Origin of the sequence: Cobetia amphilecti (assembly GCF_032923285.1) — a bacterium.
Taxonomy (GTDB): domain Bacteria; phylum Pseudomonadota; class Gammaproteobacteria; order Pseudomonadales; family Halomonadaceae; genus Cobetia; species Cobetia amphilecti.
In genome coordinates, this window is sequence record NZ_CP136695.1 from 557298 (window position 1) to 576536 (window position 19239).

The window sequence follows — 19239 nt, forward strand, 5'->3', positions numbered from 1 at the left end:
CACGTTGCAGGTAGGTGGGGCAGGGGCCGGAACACGTCAACTTTTCAGGTTCATGGGACGGCATTTCAGCGCGAGGCCTTGGGCGCGACTCTCAAGGCGCATATCGGGATACAACTCATGACTCCTCATGAATGGCTGCATGAACTTCTGCAGTTGATGGTCAGCAAGGGCAGCTCGGACCTGTTCATCTCCACCGGCACACCGCCGCAGATGAAGGTCAATGGCCGCATGGTGGCGCTGGGTGACAAGAAGCTGAGTGTCGATCAGGTGAGAGAGCTGGTGCTCGCACCGATGAGTGACATGCAGCGCGAGCGCTTCGAGGAAGAACGCGAGGCCAACTTCGCGCATAGCTTGCCGGGAGTCGGGCGCTTCAGGATCAGCGCGTTCTACCAGCGCAGCCAGATGGGCATGGTGATTCGCCGCATCCAGCTGTCGATTCCCAGCCTGGAAGAGTTGCGGCTGCCGGAGATCATCAAGGGGCTTTCCGAGACCAAGCGTGGTCTGGTGATCTTCGTCGGCGGCACCGGCGCCGGCAAGTCGACCTCGCTGGCGGCGATGATCCAGCACCGCAACCAGACCTCGAGCGGGCACATCATCTGCATCGAAGACCCGATCGAGTATATCCACCCTCACCAGCGCTCCATCGTGACGCAGCGTGAAGTGGGGATCGATACCGAGTCCTTCGAGGTGGCGCTGCGCAATACGCTGCGTCAGGCGCCGGACGTGATCATGATCGGCGAGATCCGCTCGCGTGAGACCATGGAGCACGCGCTGACCTTCGCCGAGACCGGTCACCTGTGTCTTGCGACGTTGCATGCCAACAATGCCAACCAGGCGCTGGACCGCATCATCCACTTCTTCCCGGAGGAGCGTCATGAACAGGTGTGGATGGATCTGTCGCTGAACCTCAAGGGCATCGTGGCCCAGCAGCTGTTGCCTCACAAGAGTGGCAACACCACCCAGCGCGTGCCGGCCATTGAGGTGATGCTGCGTTCGCCGCTGATCGTCGACCTGATCCGCAAGGGCGCGGTGGTCGAGATCAAGGACGTCATGAAGCGCTCGCAGCAGCAGGGCATGATGACCTTCGATCAATCGCTGTACGCCTTGCATCAGCAGGGCTTGATCACCGAGGAAGTGGCATTGGCGCATGCCGATTCCGCCAATGACCTGCGCCTGATGATCAAGTTCGGTGATTCCAACAGTGCCCAGGAAGCCCAGCTGGATGTCCTGAATGCCGCCAGTCGCTTCTCGCTGCAAGGGGATGACGACTGAGGCGTGTCGGTGATGTTGGCGTAGAGATCGGCCAATCAAGAGCCGCCTTTCTTCTGAGGAAGAGGGCGGCTTTTTCGTATCCGCTGAGGATCATCGAGCGTAGAGGCCGCCCAGCACTCTCGGGCCGCTCGCGCCGGTGACGCTGGGCAGGTTGCCGGGGCGCTCCAGTACTCTACGCGCCGCGAGCCAGGCAAAGGCGCTGGCTTCGAGCAGGTCTGCGTTCCAGCCCATATCAGCGCAGGACATGAGAGGCGTCGCTTGCTCGCCTTGCGCCAGGCGCTGCTCCAGCTGAGTGAGCAGGGCGCCATTGCGTGCCCCGCCACCACAGGGAGTCAGCGCGGCCAGTGACACGCCGGTCTGCTCCAGAGCCCGCACGATGCTCTCGACGGTCAGGCTCAAGAGCGTGGCCTGCACGTCGGCCGGTGCCTCGTCGCCGGTCAGGTGCTGTGCCAACCAGTCGAGATGGAAGTCTTCGCGGCCAGTGCTCTTGGGAAGTGGTCGGCGGAAGTAATCGGCCGACAGCAATCTCTCGAGCAAGTCAGGGATCACCTTGCCGCTGGCGGCCCATTGGCCGTCCTGATCCACCGCGGTGCCACGATGACGCGCATGCCAGGCATCCAGCAGGCAGTTGGCGGGGCCGGTGTCGAAGCCGATGACGTCAGCCGTAGAGTCCTGAGGGGGAAGTAGCGTCAGGTTGGCGATGCCACCCAGGTTGAGCAGCCCATGCCATTGGTCTGGCTGACTGAAAAGAGCAGCGTGGAAGGCGGGCGCCAGCGGGGCCGCCTGACCGCCGGCGGCCAGATCACGGCGCCGGAAGTCAGCGACGACGGGAATGCCGCACAGCTCGGCCAGCAGGCTGGGGTTGTCGAGCTGCAGAGTGTAGGGTGTGTGGCAAGGCCGGTCGCTGAAACCGCAGGGGCGATGCTCGATGGTCTGGCCATGGCTGCCGATGGCTGCGATATCGTCTGCACTCAGTTGCTGGCGGGTCAGCAAGCGCGTCACTGCGCTGGCGGCCAGTTCGGCCAACGCCTGCTCGGCGGCGGCGAGATCGGCGAAGCATGCCTCATCACAATGCATCAGCTGCCAGAGACGGGTCCGCAGTGTCTCGGGCAGCGGCAGGTCGAGCCCATCAATGAAGCGAATCCGTTCGTGGTCTGGCGAGGAGGGGGTGATATCGAGCAAGGCGATGTCGAGTCCGTCCAGGCTGGTGCCGGTCATCAAGCCAAGGTAGAGCGCCATTGGGGGTCTCCCGATCATTGGGGGCGTGCAACAGGGGCGTGAAGCTTGTGAGCACGCCGCCCTGCGGCAGGGGGTGCATGCCATGCTCGTCATGCTAACATTCTCGGCCAACATGCCCCGTTACGAGGGGAGCAGCAACGGTCAGAGAGGGCAGGATGAGCGACAAGTCAGTAGTGGAAGCGCTGGAGATCATCAAGCGCGGTACCGATGAGGTGCTGGTCGAGGAAGAGCTGATCAAGAAGCTCGAGTCCGGGCGCAAGCTCAAGGTCAAGGCGGGCTTTGATCCGACGGCGCCGGACCTGCACCTCGGTCATACGGTGCTGATCAACAAGCTACGCCAGCTGCAGGACCTCGGTCACGAGATCATCTTCCTGATCGGTGATTTCACCGGCCGCATCGGCGACCCCACCGGCAAGAGCGTGACGCGCAAGCCGCTGACCGAAGAGGATGTGAAGGCCAATGCCCTGACGTATCAGGAGCAGGTCTTCAAGATCCTCGACAAGGAGAAGACGCGCATCGCCTTCAACTCCGAATGGATCAACAAGCTCTCCGCGGGTGACATGATCGAGCTGGCGGCCTCCAGTACGGTCGCGCGCATGCTCGAGCGTGACGATTTCGACAAGCGCTATACCGGCAATCAGCCGATCTCCATCCATGAGTTCCTCTACCCGCTGATCCAGGGGTATGACTCCGTGGCACTGGAAGCGGACATCGAGCTTGGCGGTACCGATCAGAAGTTCAACCTGCTTATGGGGCGTGAGTTGCAGCGCCAGCGCGGCCAGGAGCCGCAGGTCGTGATCACCATGCCGATCCTCGAGGGCCTGGATGGCGTGCAGAAGATGTCCAAGTCGCTGGGCAACTACATCGGTATCAACGACCGCCCGGGCGAGATGTTCAACAAGATCGTCTCCATGCCGGATTCGCTGATGTGGCGTTACTTCGAGCTGCTGTCGCTGCGTCCTCTCGATGAAGTGAAGGCGCTGATGGCCAGCATCGATGACGGTGCCAACCCGCGTGATATCAAGATGGAGCTGGCGCGCGAGCTGGTGGCACGCTTCCACGATGAAGAAGCGGCGGCGACGGCACACCTTTCCAGCGGCAATCAGCTGGCCGACGGCGAGCTGCCGGCGGACATGCCGGATGTCACCGTCAGCCTGGAGGGCGCCGAGGTGGCGCCGATCGCGGCGGTCATCAATCGCGCGGGCCTGGCCAACAACAGTGCCCAGGCCAAGGACATGCTCAAGAATGGTCGCGTGAAAGTGGATGGCGAAGTGGTCGAGCCTTCCTATATGGCACCTTTCGATACTGCCATCGTCATCCAGGCCGGCAAGAAGCGTTACGCACGAGTGACCGTGACGCGCTGAGGTACTGACAGGTATTGAGAAGACGCTGGCGTATGTCGCCTCCCGTTCGGCCCCACCAGACATGGTGGGGCCGAACGCGTTGTGAGCGCCTGACATCACCGCGGCGAGATTCTCTCAAGAAAGCCCTTGCCCTCACGGCGGTTCGTGCGTAAAGTACGCATCCGCTGCCGGGGACGCATGGCGTTACCAGCGGTGAAAGAGGTTTGCAGGTAATTGTTTTGCTTGATGTTTTTGAAGTACGCTTCGAATTCATCGATTGACAATCCCGGGCGATTCGCTAGAATACGCCGCACTCCTTACGGAACAGGTGATCGAGCAACGCTCCTCACCGCTTGATGATGCTTAGAGGCAGTCGACTGACTCATCATCAAGTGCTTGACTTCTCAAGCGTTCCAAGTAGAATATGCCTCCTCGCTTCACAGCAACGCTCTTTAAAAATTTGATCAGGTAATTCGTGTGAGCGCTTGCCGATGAGTGGTGACAAGGTCACCAAATATCGGAGCAAGCCTCTCACGAGAAGTTTGACTCTGAACCAAGTTTGGTCTGCTTAACAGACTATCAAGCTTTCAACTGAAGAGTTTGATCATGGCTCAGATTGAACGCTGGCGGCAGGCTTAACACATGCAAGTCGAGCGGAAACGATCCTAGCTTGCTAGGAGGCGTCGAGCGGCGGACGGGTGAGTAATGCATGGGAATCTGCCCGATAGTGGGGGACAACCTGGGGAAACTCAGGCTAATACCGCATACGTCCTACGGGAGAAAGCAGGGGATCTTCGGACCTTGCGCTATCGGATGAGCCCATGTCGGATTAGCTTGTTGGTGAGGTAATGGCTCACCAAGGCGACGATCCGTAGCTGGTCTGAGAGGATGATCAGCCACACTGGGACTGAGACACGGCCCAGACTCCTACGGGAGGCAGCAGTGGGGAATATTGGACAATGGGCGAAAGCCTGATCCAGCCATGCCGCGTGTGTGAAGAAGGCCTTCGGGTTGTAAAGCACTTTCAGCGAGGAAGAACGCCTTGGGATTAATACTCCCGAGGAAAGACATCACTCGCAGAAGAAGCACCGGCTAACTCCGTGCCAGCAGCCGCGGTAATACGGAGGGTGCAAGCGTTAATCGGAATTACTGGGCGTAAAGCGCGCGTAGGTGGCTAAGTCAGCCAGGTGTGAAAGCCCCGGGCTCAACCTGGGAACGGCATCTGGAACTGCTTGGCTAGAGTGCAGGAGAGGAAGGTAGAATTCCCGGTGTAGCGGTGAAATGCGTAGAGATCGGGAGGAATACCAGTGGCGAAGGCGGCCTTCTGGACTGACACTGACACTGAGGTGCGAAAGCGTGGGTAGCAAACAGGATTAGATACCCTGGTAGTCCACGCCGTAAACGATGTCAACTAGCCGTTGGGTCCCTTGAGGACTTAGTGGCGCAGCTAACGCAATAAGTTGACCGCCTGGGGAGTACGGCCGCAAGGTTAAAACTCAAATGAATTGACGGGGGCCCGCACAAGCGGTGGAGCATGTGGTTTAATTCGATGCAACGCGAAGAACCTTACCTACCCTTGACATCCAGAGGACTTTCCAGAGATGGATTGGTGCCTTCGGGAACTCTGAGACAGGTGCTGCATGGCTGTCGTCAGCTCGTGTTGTGAAATGTTGGGTTAAGTCCCGTAACGAGCGCAACCCCTATCCTTATTTGCCAGCGAGTAATGTCGGGAACTCTAAGGAGACTGCCGGTGACAAACCGGAGGAAGGTGGGGACGACGTCAAGTCATCATGGCCCTTACGGGTAGGGCTACACACGTGCTACAATGGCAAGTACAAAGGGTTGCAATACTGCGAAGTGGAGCCAATCCCATAAAGCTTGCCTCAGTCCGGATTGGAGTCTGCAACTCGACTCCATGAAGTCGGAATCGCTAGTAATCGTGGATCAGAATGCCACGGTGAATACGTTCCCGGGCCTTGTACACACCGCCCGTCACACCATGGGAGTGGACTGCACCAGAAGTGGTTAGCCTAACCTTCGGGAGGGCGATCACCACGGTGTGGTTCATGACTGGGGTGAAGTCGTAACAAGGTAGCCCTAGGGGAACCTGGGGCTGGATCACCTCCTTATCGACACTGTCTATCGCTCGCGGCAAGTGCTCACAACGAATTACCTGATCTTATTGCTGGCTTAGCCGGCAGTGGCAAGCGTGCTCATCAGAGCGCGCTTCTCACTGTTCTCTGAACAGCCGCTCTTTAACAATGTGAATCATGCTGACGATAGATATGTGCGCCAAGCGCATGTCTATCAAACGATATGTCGGAGAGGTCCGACAGATTCGTAATCCTTGACAGACCCCTTGGGGTTATATGGTCAAGCGATTAAGCGCATACGGTGGATGCCTTGGCAGCCAGAGGCGATGAAGGACGTGATAGCCTGCGATAAGCGTTGGCGAGGTGGCAAATACCCTGCGACCCAACGATTTCCGAATGGGGAAACCCACTCACCATCAGGTGAGTATCTATAGGCCAATACATAACCTATAGAGGCAAACCCGGGGAACTGAAACATCTAAGTACCCGGAGGAAAAGAAATCAACCGAGATTCCCCAAGTAGCGGCGAGCGAACGGGGACCAGCCCTTAAGCGTGACAACTGACAGACGAACAAGCTGGGAAGCTTGACGATACAGGGTGATAGTCCCGTAGTCGAAGTCTGAGTCACGTGAAATCGAGTAGGTCGGGGCACGAGAAACCTTGACTGAACATGGGGGGACCATCCTCCAAGGCTAAATACTCCTGGCTGACCGATAGTGAACCAGTACCGTGAGGGAAAGGCGAAAAGAACCCCGGCGAGGGGAGTGAAATAGATCCTGAAACCGTATGCGTACAAGCAGTGGGAGCACCTTCGTGGTGTGACCGCGTACCTTTTGTATAATGGGTCAGCGACTTATATTCTGTGGCGAGCTTAACCGTATAGGGGAGGCGTAGGGAAACCGAGTCTTAACTGGGCGACCAGTCGCAGGGTATAGACCCGAAACCGGGCGATCTATCCATGGCCAGGGTGAAGATTGAGTAACATCAATTGGAGGCCCGAACCCAAGTATGTTGAAAAATGCTGGGATGAGCTGTGGATCGGAGTGAAAGGCTAATCAAGCCCGGAGATAGCTGGTTCTCCTCGAAAGCTATTTAGGTAGCGCCTCACGTATCACCGCTGGGGGTAGAGCACTGTTTCGGCTAGGGGGTCATCCCGACTTACCAACCCGAGGCAAACTCCGAATACCAGTGAGTGCAGCGTGGGAGACACACAGCGGGTGCTAACGTCCGTTGTGAAAAGGGAAACAACCCAGACCGTCAGCTAAGGTCCCAAAATCCTGATTAAGTGGGAAACGATGTGGGAAGGCTCAGACAGCTAGGAGGTTGGCTTAGAAGCAGCCATCCTTTAAAGAAAGCGTAATAGCTCACTAGTCGAGTCGGCCTGCGCGGAAGATATAACGGGGCTAAATCAGGTACCGAAGCTACGGGTTCATCCTCTGGATGAGCGGTAGAGGAGCGTCGTGTAAGCCAATGAAGGTGGATTGAGAAGTCTGCTGGAGGTATCACGAGTGCGAATGCTGACATGAGTAACGATAAGGGGAGTGAAAAACTCCCCCGCCGGAAGACCAAGGTTTTCTGTTCTACGTTAATCGGAGCAGAGTGAGTCGGCCCCTAAGGCGAGGCGGAAACGCGTAGTCGATGGGAAACGGGTTAATATTCCCGTACCGGATGTGGTTGCGATGGGGGGACGAAGAAGGCTAGGTGAGCCAGGCGTTGGTTGTCCTGGTGAAAGCATGTAGGCCGAGGAATCAGGCAAATCCGGTTCCTCTGAGGTCGAGATGCGAGACGAACTGACCACGGTCAGGAAGTCATCGATGCCACGCTTCCAGGAAAAGCCTCTAAGCTTCAGATCACATGCGACCGTACCCCAAACCGACACAGGTGGTCAGGTAGAGAATACCAAGGCGCTTGAGAGAACTCGGGTGAAGGAACTAGGCAAAATGGCACCGTAACTTCGGGAGAAGGTGCACCGGTTCGAGTGAAGGACTTGCTCCGTAAGCTCTTACCGGTCGAAGATACCAGGTGGCTGCAACTGTTTATTAAAAACACAGCACTCTGCAAACGCGCAAGCGGACGTATAGGGTGTGACGCCTGCCCGGTGCCGGAAGGTTAATTGATGGGGTTAGCTCACGCGAAGCTCTTGATCGAAGCCCCGGTAAACGGCGGCCGTAACTATAACGGTCCTAAGGTAGCGAAATTCCTTGTCGGGTAAGTTCCGACCTGCACGAATGGCGTAATGATGGCCACGCTGTCTCCACCCGAGACTCAGTGAAATTGAAATCGCAGTGAAGATGCTGTGTACCCGCGGCTAGACGGAAAGACCCCGTGAACCTTTACTATAGCTTTACACTGGATGCTGATGTTGTCTGTGTAGGATAGCTGGGAGGCTTTGAAACCACGTCGCCAGATGCGGTGGAGCCAACCTTGAAATACCAGCCTGACATCATTGGCGTTCTAACTCAGGTCCGTTATCCGGATCGAGGACAGTGTATGGTGGGTAGTTTGACTGGGGCGGTCTCCTCCTAAAGAGTAACGGAGGAGCACGAAGGTACCCTCAGCACGGTTGGAAATCGTGCATTGAGTGCAAGAGCATAAGGGTGCTTGACTGCGAGACAGACACGTCGAGCAGGTACGAAAGTAGGTTCTAGTGATCCGGTGGTTCTGTATGGAAGGGCCATCGCTCAACGGATAAAAGGTACTCCGGGGATAACAGGCTGATACCGCCCAAGAGTTCACATCGACGGCGGTGTTTGGCACCTCGATGTCGGCTCATCACATCCTGGGGCTGAAGTCGGTCCCAAGGGTATGGCTGTTCGCCATTTAAAGTGGTACGCGAGCTGGGTTTAGAACGTCGTGAGACAGTTCGGTCCCTATCTGCCGTGGGCGTCGGAAGTTTGAGAAGAGCTGCTCCTAGTACGAGAGGACCGGAGTGGACGAACCTCTGGTGTTCGGGTTGTCATGCCAATGGCATTGCCCGGTAGCTACGTTCGGACGGGATAACCGCTGAAAGCATCTAAGCGGGAAGCCCCCTTCAAGATGAGACTTCCCTGAGGCCTTGCGCCTCCTGAAGGGCCCTTGAAGACTACAAGGTTGATAGGCTGGGTGTGGAAGCACAGCAATGTGTTGAGCTAACCAGTACTAATTGCCCGTGAGGCTTGACCATATAACACCCAAGGGGTTTGCGTAGGCAAACGCCGGGATTACGACAGGATCGAGACATATCGGTCAGCATGATTCATATTGCGAGTCGCGAGGCCAAAAGCTTCGAGACTCAGGCATCGCAAGATGCCACCGTTTCGCCTGACGACCATAGCGAGCGTGAACCACCCGATCCCATGCCGAACTCGGAAGTGAAACCGCTTAGCGCCGATGGTAGTGTGGAGTTTCTCCATGTGAGAGTAGGTCATCGTCAGGCACTTATCCCGAACCGCCCCTGTAGCCTTGCTGCAGGGGCGGTTCTCTTTGTGGTCAGTAAAAGCTGCGTAGAGAGTCCTGCATGCGAATCGGCTGTGGGCGAAAGAAAAGAGCTTTGCCCAAGCAACGCGCACATGACACAAGAAGGCCCCTGTCGAAATATCGACAGGGGCCTTTTGTCTTCAGGGCCAGTGAAGTTTCAGTGCACCATCATATCAGGGCGAGACTTCGTAGAGCTCGATGGGCGTGCCGTCAGGGTCTGCCAGGAAGGTGAAGCGGGCTCCGGTGTATTCATCGACACGTATCGGCTCTGGCGTGGCGCCACGCGCGATCAGCAGCTCGACACAGGTATCGATGTCTTCCGTCGCCAGCGCCAGGTGACGAAGGCCACAGGCTTCCGGATAGCTGGGGCGCTCAGGCGGCGAGGGGAAGGAGAACAGCTCCAGCTGGATACCGCCCGGCAGGCGCAGGTCGAGCTTGTAGCTGTCGCGGGCCTCGCGATAGGCCTCGTTGATCACCTGCGCATCCATGACCTCGAGATAGAAGCGCCTGGCGCGAGGGTAATCAGCGGTGATGAGCGCCACGTGATGCACCCGCGTCAGAGGCAGGCGGGATGTCGGGGTAGCGTCTGAAGCCATGGAGGGACTGTCCGTTGTCATGTTGTGCTCCTGCAGAGTGTTCGGTGCGATGAACGATACGACGAGCTGTGTGATGAGCGAACTCCTGAGTGACATCCTGATGAAAGAAGGCGCCCACTGAAGTGGACCCCATCCTTTGGACCACCTGACGGGTCGTCTAAGCTCGGATCAGGTCATCATCGGCGTCAGGCTGCCTGGGTCAGTGGTTGAGAGAAGTACACTTCATCAGGTGTAGCATCGTCTAGCCCTTGGTGGGGCCGCTCCGTGTTGTACCAAGCGAAGTAACGCTTCAGATCCCCTTGCAAGTGGGCGCCGCTCTCGAAAGCCTTCAGATAAACGCACTCATACTTCACACTGCGCCAGAGTCGTTCCACGAATATGTTGTCCTGATAGCATCCCTTGCCGTCCATGCTGATCCGGACATCATGGGCTTCCAGAACTTCGGTGAACGACTGGCTGGTGAACTGACAGCCTTGATCTGTATTGAATATCTCGGGCTTTCCATAACACGCCAGGGCTTCCTCCAAAGCATCGATACAGAAGTCCGTATCCAGGGTGTTGGAGACCCGCCAGGCCAACACGCGACGGCTGTGCCAGTCCATGATGGCCACCAGGTACATGAACCCGCGCGCCAAAGGAATATAGGTGATATCGGTCGCCCAGACCTGATTGGGGCGGTCGATGACTCGCCCCCTCAGCAAGTAAGGATAGATCCGATGTCCTGTGCCTGGCCGGCTGGTGCATGGCTTCGGATAAATAGCCTGTAGTCCCATCCCGCGCATCAATCGCTGGACGCGCTTGCGGCTCACTGCGTGCCCCAAGCGATTGAGATAGGCTGACATCCTTCGTGAGCCATAGACCGGTGTGCGCAGATGTTCCGCGTCGATCAGACGCATTAACTCCAGATCATAGGCCCGTAGTGCCTTGCGCTGATAGTACATCGAGGAGCGACTGATACCGAGTAGCTGGCATTGACGTCGGAGGCTGATGCCGGGCGCTTGCGGCTCGACCATTGTCAGGCGCTGGGCCCGACTCAACGATCGAGCCTGCGTGACAAAAAATCCCGTTCCACCGTCAGCTTGCCGATCTCGCGATAGAGCGTATCGATCTCCTCCTGGGTCTTCTGGGCGGTTTTACTGGAACTTTTGCCCTCGAAGACGCCGGTGGCGTTGTCCAGCAGGTCGCGCTTCCACTGACTCACCATGGTTGGGTGGATCTCGAAGCGGGCTGCGATCTCTGACGTGGTCTGTTCCCCCTTGAGGGCGGTAAGGGCTACCTTGGCTTTGAACTCACTGCTGTACTGTCGACGTTTCCTGCTCATGATCAAGCTCTCCTGGTCGGTATGATCAGAGCTTAGCGCCTGGTCCGAATTCTGGGGTCCACTTCACACTGGGCGCCTTCTTTGATTGGAGCAATCACTGGCCAGCCCGTGCGCTATCTCAGCGACACAGGGTTTCCAGGGCTTCGATCAGGCTGTCCATCTCGGCATCGGTACCGATGCTGATGCGCAGATAGTCACGCAGTGCGTCGGTGTTGAAGTGGCGCACCAGGATGCCCTGTTCGCGCAGGCCGATGAACAGCTTGCCGGCATCGTGGGTCGGGTGAGTCGCCAGCACGAAGTTGGTCTGCGAGGGCAGGATCTCGAAGCCCAGCGCGGCCATGCGATCGCGCGTCTGCTCGCGAGTGGTGATGACCCGTGTGCGGCACTCATCGAAATAGTCGGGATCACTGAGCGCAGCGACGCCGACCTGTTCGGCCAGGCGATCGATGGGGTAGGAGTTGAAGGAGTCCTTTACGCGCTCCAGACCCTCGATCAGCTCACGCGAGGCCACGGCATAGCCAAGACGAATGCCCGCCAGGCTGCGCGACTTAGAGAAAGTGCCCGTCACGACCAGATTCGGATACTGATGAATCAGCGGGATGGCGCTTTCGCCGCCGAAGTCCACGTAGGCCTCGTCGACCAGTACCACGCTCTGCGGATTGCGCTCCAGCAGCGCGGCAATCGCCTTGCGGCCATGGCCATGCCCTGTCGGGGCGTTGGGGTTGGCGAAGATGATGCCGCCATTGTCGTTGCCGAAGGCTTCCAGATCGACTTCCCAGTTGTCGGTCAGTGCGATGCTGCGCGACTCGATGCCATACATGCGGCAGTAGACCGGGTAGAAGCTGTAGCTGATGGACGGCAGCAGCAGCGGCTTGTCCTGACGGAAGAATGCCTGGAAGGCCAGCGCCAGCACCTCATCGGAGCCGTTGCCGACGAAGACTTCCTCGGCGGCCACATGGAAGGTATCGGCCAGGGCGGCGCGCAGCGAGCTGGAGCTCGGGTCCGGGTAGCGGCGCAGATCAGAGGCATTGAACTCGCGCAGCGTCTGCTCCACGGCGGGCGCCGGCGGGTAGGGGTTCTCGTTGGTGTTCAGCTTGATCAGCTGCTCACGCGGTTGTTCGCCGGGGACGTAGGGGGTCAGGTCGTGGACCTGGGGGCTCCAGTACTTGCTCATGATTTCTCGCCGCTGGTGACAGTGCATGACCCGTGTCATGGATGCTTTTCATGTTGCCCGCTGGATCGTCGCGGTACAAGCACCGGCATGCGCTCTGAGTGAGTCATGAGGGGCATTGGAGCGGTGATTGGAGGCTGTTGCGAAGGTCTGTTGCGAAGGGCTATCGAGAGGGGGTGTTGAAAGAAGCCCAGGAGTAGCCGCACGGCGGGCCTCGCCCATTGTTGCCATGCCAGCATTATTCTCGTGCGATGTGCGTGCTTGAAGCAGCGCGTGGTGTGCCGCATGTCACAGGCATGCTTGCCCAGCTCGTGCGACCTTGCACGGTGAGGACGCTGGGTGAAGTCCTGCAATTCAAGGAGTCCCGATGACTGCCAACACCAATGCCCCGTACGCTGACACCCTGCTCGATCCGGTCAAGCTCGGTGATCTGACCTTGCCCAACCGCATCCTGATGGCACCGCTGACACGTGCTCGTACCCCCGACAGCGTGCCCGGTGAGCTGCAGCAGGCCTATTACGGTCAGCGTGCCGGTGCCGGCCTGATCATCAGCGAGGCGACCAACATCTCGCCCACCGCACGTGGCTACGTCTACACGCCGGGCATCTGGACCGATGAGCAGGAAGCGGGCTGGAAGGGTGTCGTCCAGGCGGTGCACGCCAAGGGCGGCCGCATGGCACTCCAGCTGTGGCACGTCGGGCGTGTCTCGCATGAGATGGTGCAGCCGGACGGCCAGCAGCCGGACGGCCAGCAGCCGGTCGCGCCGAGCGCCCTGCGTGGTGAAGGCGCCCAGTGCTTCGTCGAGTTCGAGGACGGCACCAGCGGACGTCACCCCACCAGTACGCCGCGCGCCCTGGAGACGGACGAGATTCCCCAGCTGATCGAGGACTATCGCCAGGCCGCCGTGCGCGCCAAGCGTGCCGGTTTCGACATGATCGAGGTGCACGCCGCCAACGCCTATCTGCTCAACCAGTTCATGGCCACCGGCACCAATCAGCGCACTGACCAGTACGGTGGCTCGGTCGAGAACCGTGCGCGCCTGACGCTGGAAGTCGTCGATGCCGTCGCCGAAGTCTTCGGCCCTGAGCGTACCGGCATCCGCCTGACGCCCTTCATCGAGATCTTCGGTCTGACCGATGACGAGCCGGAAGAGATGGCCTTCTACATGGCCGAGCAGCTCTCCAGACGTGGCATCGCCTATGTGCACGTCAACGAGCCGGACTGGGCCGGTGGCGACATCAAGTTCAGCGATGACTTCCGTCGTGCCCTGCGCGAGCGCGTCACGGGCGCGCTGATCTTCTGCGGCCATTACGACGGTGAGAGCGCGGCACGCATCATCGATGAGGGCATCGCGGATGCCGTCGCCATCGGGCGCCCGTATATCGCCAACCCGGACCTGGTCGAGCGCATTCGCCTCGGCGCTGAGCTCAACGAGCAGGACCCGGACACCTTCTACGGTGGTGGCGCCAAGGGTTACACCGACTATCCGTTTCTCGACAATGGCCATGATCGCCGCGGCTGAGGCCGACACGATTTAGCGAATGGTGTTCGATAAACGCCATCGGGGGTGGCCTCTCGGGGCGGATACCCGCTATTCTTGAGCATGGAAGCTTGTGAGCGGTCTGCCTGCCAAAGCGGGTAGACCGCTCGCCGTCGATAGCGCTGACGCTGCTATCGAGTCATCGCCTTAAGGAGGATTCAATGCAGATCAGGACTCTGATGGTGGGAGCCGCGCTGATGGTCGGTCTCGCCGGGTGCGCATCAACGGCCCAGACCAATGACGGTGCCGCTGACAACAGCGCCACCGAGACAGCCAGCGAGCAGGTTGCCGTCTACAAGGGCACCCTGCCGTGTCGTCGCTGCACGGGCATTGACCTCGATGTACGCCTCAAGGGTGCCGAAGAGGCAGCCCAGGATGAGCGTACCTTCAGTCTCGATGCCACCTATCGTGATCATCCGCAGCAGCCGGATCCAGAGCATTACGAAGGCCAGTGGGACGTGCTGTCCGGCACCGTGACGGACCCGAACGCGACCGTCTATGAGCTGACGCCGGACGGCGAAGGCCAGACCTACTACTTCCTGCGTCTGGATGCCCAGACCCTGGAGCTGGTCGACCCGCAGAAGCGTCGCTTCCAGAACGGTGAGACACTGCGCCTCAAGCGCCAGTAAGCGTGCCGTGCGCCACAAGGCGATCGTGAGCACAAGGAAGGCGGCGCAAGCCGCCTTCCTTGTGTCTGGCCGTTGGAAATCCACGGCTGACGACACTCCACCACGACGCCGAGAATCACTTCTTCCCGACAGGATTGTCTGATGGCGAAAGCAAAGAGCGCCTTCGTATGTACCGAATGCGGTAGCGAATTCTCGAAGTGGCAGGGCCAGTGCAGCGGCTGCCGCGAGTGGAACACCCTGCAGGAAATCCGCGTCGGCGCCACGGTATTGCCCGGCGCCGCCCCCGCTGCGGGTGCCGTCGCCGGTGGTGCTGCGCGTAGCGCCAGCAATGGGCGGGGCGGCTACGCCGGCACGCTCAGCGACAACGTGACCGATCTTTCCAATGTCTCGCTGGCCGAGGTGCCGCGCTTCTCCTCGACCTTCGGCGAGTTCGACCGCGTGCTGGGCGGCGGGCTGGTGCCGGGTTCCGCCGTGCTGCTCGGTGGCCACCCGGGGGCCGGCAAGTCGACGCTGCTGCTGCAGACCGCCTGCAAGCTCGCCCAGCAGAAGCGCTCACTCTATGTCACCGGTGAGGAATCGCTGTCGCAGGTGGCGATGCGCGCCCATCGTCTGCAGCTGCCGACCCAGGGCCTCAAGATGCTGGCCGAGACCAGCGTCGAGACGATTCTGGCCACTGCCGAGCGCGAAAAGCCCGAGGTGCTGATCATCGACTCCATCCAGACCATGCATCTGGAGGATCTGTCATCCGCGCCGGGGGGTGTCTCGCAGGTGCGTGAGTCTGCCGCCGCGCTGACCCGCTTCGCCAAGCGAACCAACACCGTGCTGCTGCTGGTCGGCCACGTGACCAAGGATGGCTCGCTGGCCGGGCCCAAGGTGCTGGAGCACATGATCGACGCCTCCCTGCTGCTGGAGGGCGATGGTGATTCGCGCTTCCGCACGCTGCGTGGCCAGAAGAACCGCTTCGGTGCGGTCAACGAGCTGGGCGTGTTCGCCATGGTCGAGCTGGGTCTGAAGGAGGTGAAGAACCCCAGCGCGATCTTCCTGTCGCGCAGTGAGGAGCAATCCTCCGGCAGTCTGGTGATGGTGGTGTGGGAGGGCACGCGACCGATCCTGATCGAAGTGCAGGCCTTGCTGGATGACTCGCCGCTGGGCAATCCCCGCCGTGTCGCCGTCGGTCTGGACGGCAATCGTCTGTCGATGCTGCTGGCAGTGCTCAACAAGCATGGCGGCTTGTTCACCGGCGATCAGGATGTCTTCCTGAACGTGGTCGGCGGGGTCAAGGTGCTCGAGACCAGTGCCGACCTCGCGGTGCTGTGTGCGGTGGTCTCCAGCCTGCAGAACCGCCCGCTGCCGCGCGAGCTGGTGGTGTTCGGCGAGGTGGGGCTGTCCGGCGAGATACGTCCGGTGCCGAGTGGCCAGGAGCGCATCGTCGAGGCCGCCAAACACGGCTTCACGCGCGCCATCGTGCCCAAGGGCAATGCCCCCAAGAATCCACCCAAGGGCATGACCATCGTGGCGGTCGACAAGCTGTCCCAGGCACTGGAAGCCCTGTGACATCTGCGCCTGGCGCATGAGCCTGTCGCACGGGGACATCGTGGTGTGATGCTGCATACAACGAACAAGGCCAGCCTCGCGGCTGGCCTTGTTCGTATGGGGTTTTCTCCGAGCACGAAGCTCAGTCTGTCTTGTCAGTCCTGCTTGTCAGCCTGGCGGGCGGCGTGAGCACAGGCCTTGAGGCGTGAGACCAGAAGCTCGACACCGCGCTCGCGCATCAGTTCTTCATTGCGCCCCGGCACCTCTTCGACATCGCCTGCGTAGGCATTGATGGCGGCTTCGACCGAGCTTTCGCGCAGCAGGTGCAGCATCGGGTAGGGCGAGCGGTTGGTGTAGTTGGCCGCGTCGTCTTCCTCGGTATCCTCGAACACGTATTCCGGGTGGAAGCTGGCCAGCTGATAGATGCCTTCGTAGCCCTGCATCTCGAGCAGCGCCTCGGCGTAGTCGAGCAGCTCAAGATAGGTGTCGAAGTCGCGGAAGCCGTCCTTGAAGATCACCAGCGTGGTCTCGGCGTCGCGGTTGGCGTCCAGGTTCAGCAGCTCGTCGCCGAGTGCCTGCAGGCTGCGCTCGAGCCCTGCGCCGGGCACCACGGCATACTGGATGCTGTTGCGTGCCATCTCGCGGGCGGCGAACGGGCAAAGATTGTCGGCGATGATGTGCGTCTCGACCCACTGGCGCGTGGCGTCGATGGCCTCGGCTTCGCTGGCATCCAGCGGCGGGGTGTAGCCACCTGCCGTCTCGGGAGTCGTGGTATCGGTCGGCGTAGCGTCGGTGGTCATGGCGTCAGGGTCCGCAGCGGTGTCAGGAACGGGTATTGTCACTGCTCGGGCGCGGCATGGCCAGCGCCGTGTCTTCTCGCCTCTCTTCGTTTCTCGTTATCGTGTCTCGTCACCGTGTTGCTTGATCATGTCTCTTCATCGTCTCTCTTCAACATATCTCTTTCTAGGGAAAGGGCCGCAAGGTCACAGGTCGCTGTCGAGCATGTGGCGGCCCTGTTTCATTAGTGATTTCAGCGATAGACTTATCACCGCTGGTTTCAAGCCTGTCCCGAGTACGCTCAGGGACATTGCGGCTACCGGCTGACGACCTCTTTCCTGCCTCGCCACGGAGATACTTCTTGTCCGCTGATACTCCGCCTCCTTCCTCGCCGCCCCCCGAATCTACCGAGACGGCAGAGGGGCCCGAGCACACCAGTGCCGCGGCCTATCGTCTGTCGCGACTGTTGCCCTTTCTCGGCTGGATGCGTCAGCTGTCGCCCGGGGATGCGCGTTCTGATCTGATCGCGGGGCTGAGTGGCGCGGTGCTGGTGCTGCCCCAGGGGGTGGCCTATGCGTTGATCGCCGGCCTGCCACCGGCGCATGGGCTGTATGCCGCCATCGTGGTGGCGATCATCGCCGGCCTGTTCGGCAGTTCGCGGCATATGGTCAGTGGCCCGGCCGCGGCGATCTCAATGGTGGTGTTCGGCACCGTCTCGACCCTGGCCGCGCCGGGCAGTCCCGAATACCTGCCGCTGGTGCTGGCATTGACCTGCATGGTCGGCATCATCCAGCTGTCGTTGGGGCTGATGCGCATGGGGGCGCTGGTCAATCTCATCTCGCATACGGTGGTGATCGGCTTCACCGCCGGCGCCGGGGTCTTGATCGCCACCAGTCAGCTCAAGCATCTGTTCGGCATCGCGCTTGGCGATGCCTCGAGCTTTCTCGGCACCTGGTGGGCGCTGCTCGGGCATCTGGGCGATACCTCGTGGGCCACGTTGATCACGGGACTTAGCACCTTGCTCACGGCCGTGCTGGTTCGGCGGCTGAATCGCAAGCTACCGTGGATGCTGGTGGCGATGGCCGTCGGCTGTGGTGTCGCGGCATTGCTCGGCGGCAGTGCGGCAGGTATTCCGATGGTCGGCGCCCTGTCCGGCAGCCTGCCGCCGTTTTCCCTGCCGCCGCTGGGCTTTGATACCCTGCGCTCGCTGGGTGGGGCGGCCTTCGCGCTGGCGGTGCTCGGCCTGATCGAGGCGGTCTCCATCGCGCGCGCCATCGGCGTGCGCTCGCATCAGCGTATCGACGGCAACCAGGAGTTCATCGGCCAGGGCTTGTCGAATCTGGCGGGCAGTTTCTTCTCGTGCTTTGCCGGCTCCGGCTCCTTCACGCGCTCCGGCGCCAACTATGATGCCGGCGCCCGCACCCCGCTGTCGGTGGTGGTGGCGGCGCTGATCGTGCTGGCGGTGCTGTTGCTGGTGCCTGACGTGACCGCCTGGCTGCCGTTGCCGGCGATGGCGGGCCTGATCATGGTGATTGCCGCCAACCTGATCGAAGTCGGTCATATCCGTCAGATTCTGGCCGTCAGCCGCGAAGAGGCGGTGGTGCTGGTGATCACCTTCCTCGCTACCCTGCTGTTGCCGCTGGAGTTCGCCATCTTCGCCGGGGTGCTGGTCTCGCTGGTGCTGTATCTGAACCGCACCTCACGGCCACGGCTGGTAGAGATGGCGCCAGACCCGGAGCATCCGGAGCTTGGCGTGCGCAATGCCGAGCGTTATCAGCTGGCCCAGTGCCGGGAAGTGGTGATTCTGCGTGTGGATGGTTCGCTGTTCTTCGGGGCGGTCGACCATGTCCAGCGCAAGCTGGCGCGCTATACCGGCAAGCACGTCATCCTGCTGGGCACCGGCTGCAACTTCATCGATATCGCGGGCGCCGAGATGCTCGAGATCGAGCAACGTCGCCTGCGCGATGCCGGCGGCAGTCTCAGCATGTGCGGCTTTCGCATGTACGCGCTGGAAGTGATGGAGCGCGGTGGCTTCCTCGAGCGCATGGGGCGTGAGAACTACTTCCATACCGCCGAGGCGGCGATTGCCTCGCTGCGCGACTCGGTCGCCGAAGCGCATCGCGCCCACGGTGATCAGCCCGCTGCCTGCCCCGATTGTCAGCTGTTCGGTCCGGCCGGGATCGGGCCGGGGCAGGGGGTGCGCCTGACGCCACCGTTGGCGTGAAAGCACAAGGCTGGGGGCGGCTGCACGCTTGCGATAGAATATGG

The 19239-nt window shown here is 60.3% G+C and carries 11 protein-coding genes and 3 rRNA genes; 9 read left to right on the forward strand and 5 right to left on the reverse strand.

Going from position 1 to position 19239, the window contains the following annotated elements:
- Positions 1–117: 117 nt before the first annotated feature.
- A complete protein-coding gene (locus R1T44_RS02490; RefSeq protein ID WP_288987299.1) occupies positions 118–1272 on the forward strand; it encodes a PilT/PilU family type 4a pilus ATPase in 1155 nt (384 codons plus the stop codon).
- 90 nt (positions 1273–1362) lie between these two features.
- Here R1T44_RS02490 and R1T44_RS02495 read toward each other — a convergent pair whose 3' ends face one another.
- Complete coding sequence (locus R1T44_RS02495; protein WP_317292502.1) at positions 1363–2511, reverse strand: anhydro-N-acetylmuramic acid kinase; 1149 nt, start codon at positions 2509–2511, stop codon at positions 1363–1365.
- 155 nt (positions 2512–2666) lie between these two features.
- Between R1T44_RS02495 and tyrS the strand changes: the two genes are divergently transcribed.
- From tyrS to rrf, 4 genes are all read left to right on the forward strand, one after another.
- Positions 2667–3875: a tyrosine--tRNA ligase gene (gene tyrS / locus R1T44_RS02500; protein ID WP_054556461.1), complete on the forward strand. Its 1209-nt coding sequence runs from the start codon at positions 2667–2669 to the stop codon at positions 3873–3875.
- A 567-nt stretch (positions 3876–4442) separates the two neighbouring features.
- Positions 4443–5983: ribosomal RNA gene (locus tag R1T44_RS02505) — 16S ribosomal RNA — on the forward strand.
- A 242-nt stretch (positions 5984–6225) separates the two neighbouring features.
- Positions 6226–9111, forward strand: a 23S ribosomal RNA gene (locus tag R1T44_RS02510).
- A gap of 136 nt (positions 9112–9247) precedes the next feature.
- Positions 9248–9363 (forward strand): 5S ribosomal RNA (gene rrf, locus R1T44_RS02515).
- Together the 16S, 23S and 5S rRNA genes form the textbook arrangement of a ribosomal RNA operon.
- Positions 9364–9577: 214 nt before the next feature.
- Here the strand turns inward: rrf and gloA2 are convergent.
- The 3 genes from gloA2 to hisC form a co-directional block, all read right to left on the reverse strand.
- Positions 9578–10021 (reverse strand): SMU1112c/YaeR family gloxylase I-like metalloprotein, encoded by a 444-nt coding sequence (gloA2, locus tag R1T44_RS02520; protein ID WP_317292503.1) that lies wholly within the window; start codon positions 10019–10021, stop codon positions 9578–9580.
- A gap of 164 nt (positions 10022–10185) precedes the next feature.
- Positions 10186–11321 (reverse strand): IS3 family transposase gene (locus R1T44_RS02525; RefSeq protein WP_394805758.1). Its coding sequence is split into 2 segments (ribosomal slippage): positions 10186–11063 and positions 11063–11321, totalling 1137 coding nucleotides; the frame shifts between segments, so codons are not numbered across the junction.
- Between the two features lie 118 nt (positions 11322–11439).
- Positions 11440–12495: a histidinol-phosphate transaminase gene (gene hisC, locus R1T44_RS02530; protein WP_107336700.1), complete on the reverse strand. Its 1056-nt coding sequence runs from the start codon at positions 12493–12495 to the stop codon at positions 11440–11442.
- Positions 12496–12859: 364 nt separating this feature from the next.
- Here hisC and R1T44_RS02535 point away from each other — a divergent pair, with 364 nt between their 5' ends.
- The 3 genes from R1T44_RS02535 (at position 12860) to radA (ending at position 16215) form a co-directional block, all read left to right on the forward strand.
- Positions 12860–14014, forward strand: coding sequence for an alkene reductase (locus R1T44_RS02535; protein ID WP_317292504.1), 1155 nt, complete (start codon positions 12860–12862; stop codon positions 14012–14014).
- A gap of 179 nt (positions 14015–14193) precedes the next feature.
- On the forward strand, positions 14194–14661 hold the full coding sequence (locus R1T44_RS02540) for a copper resistance protein NlpE N-terminal domain-containing protein (RefSeq protein ID WP_043336742.1): 468 nt from the start codon (positions 14194–14196) through the stop codon (positions 14659–14661).
- A gap of 141 nt (positions 14662–14802) precedes the next feature.
- Entirely contained in the window at positions 14803–16215 is a 1413-nt protein-coding gene (gene radA / locus R1T44_RS02545; protein WP_054555212.1) for a DNA repair protein RadA, read from the forward strand.
- A gap of 134 nt (positions 16216–16349) precedes the next feature.
- Here radA and R1T44_RS02550 read toward each other — a convergent pair whose 3' ends face one another.
- Positions 16350–16994 (reverse strand): DUF1415 domain-containing protein, encoded by a 645-nt coding sequence (locus tag R1T44_RS02550; RefSeq protein WP_107335681.1) that lies wholly within the window; start codon positions 16992–16994, stop codon positions 16350–16352.
- 338 nt (positions 16995–17332) lie between these two features.
- Here R1T44_RS02550 and R1T44_RS02555 point away from each other — a divergent pair, with 338 nt between their 5' ends.
- Positions 17333–19195 carry a SulP family inorganic anion transporter gene (locus tag R1T44_RS02555; protein WP_317292505.1) on the forward strand — a complete coding sequence of 621 codons (1863 nt, stop codon included), beginning with the start codon at positions 17333–17335 and terminating at the stop codon, positions 19193–19195.
- The last annotated feature ends 44 nt before the right edge of the window (positions 19196–19239 follow it).

What these genes read in the sequence shown, in the direction of transcription:
- R1T44_RS02490 (WP_288987299.1), top strand. Translation starts at nt 118, where the DNA reads ATGACTCCTCATGAATGGCTGCATGAACTTCTGCAGTTGATGGTCAGC.
- R1T44_RS02495 (WP_317292502.1), bottom strand. Translation starts at nt 2,511, where the DNA reads ATGGCGCTCTACCTTGGCTTGATGACCGGCACCAGCCTGGACGGACTC.
- tyrS (WP_054556461.1), top strand. Translation starts at nt 2,667, where the DNA reads ATGAGCGACAAGTCAGTAGTGGAAGCGCTGGAGATCATCAAGCGCGGT.
- gloA2 (WP_317292503.1), bottom strand. Translation starts at nt 10,021, where the DNA reads ATGACAACGGACAGTCCCTCCATGGCTTCAGACGCTACCCCGACATCC.
- hisC (WP_107336700.1), bottom strand. Translation starts at nt 12,495, where the DNA reads ATGAGCAAGTACTGGAGCCCCCAGGTCCACGACCTGACCCCCTACGTC.
- R1T44_RS02535 (WP_317292504.1), top strand. Translation starts at nt 12,860, where the DNA reads ATGACTGCCAACACCAATGCCCCGTACGCTGACACCCTGCTCGATCCG.
- R1T44_RS02540 (WP_043336742.1), top strand. Translation starts at nt 14,194, where the DNA reads ATGCAGATCAGGACTCTGATGGTGGGAGCCGCGCTGATGGTCGGTCTC.
- radA (WP_054555212.1), top strand. Translation starts at nt 14,803, where the DNA reads ATGGCGAAAGCAAAGAGCGCCTTCGTATGTACCGAATGCGGTAGCGAA.
- R1T44_RS02550 (WP_107335681.1), bottom strand. Translation starts at nt 16,994, where the DNA reads ATGACCACCGACGCTACGCCGACCGATACCACGACTCCCGAGACGGCA.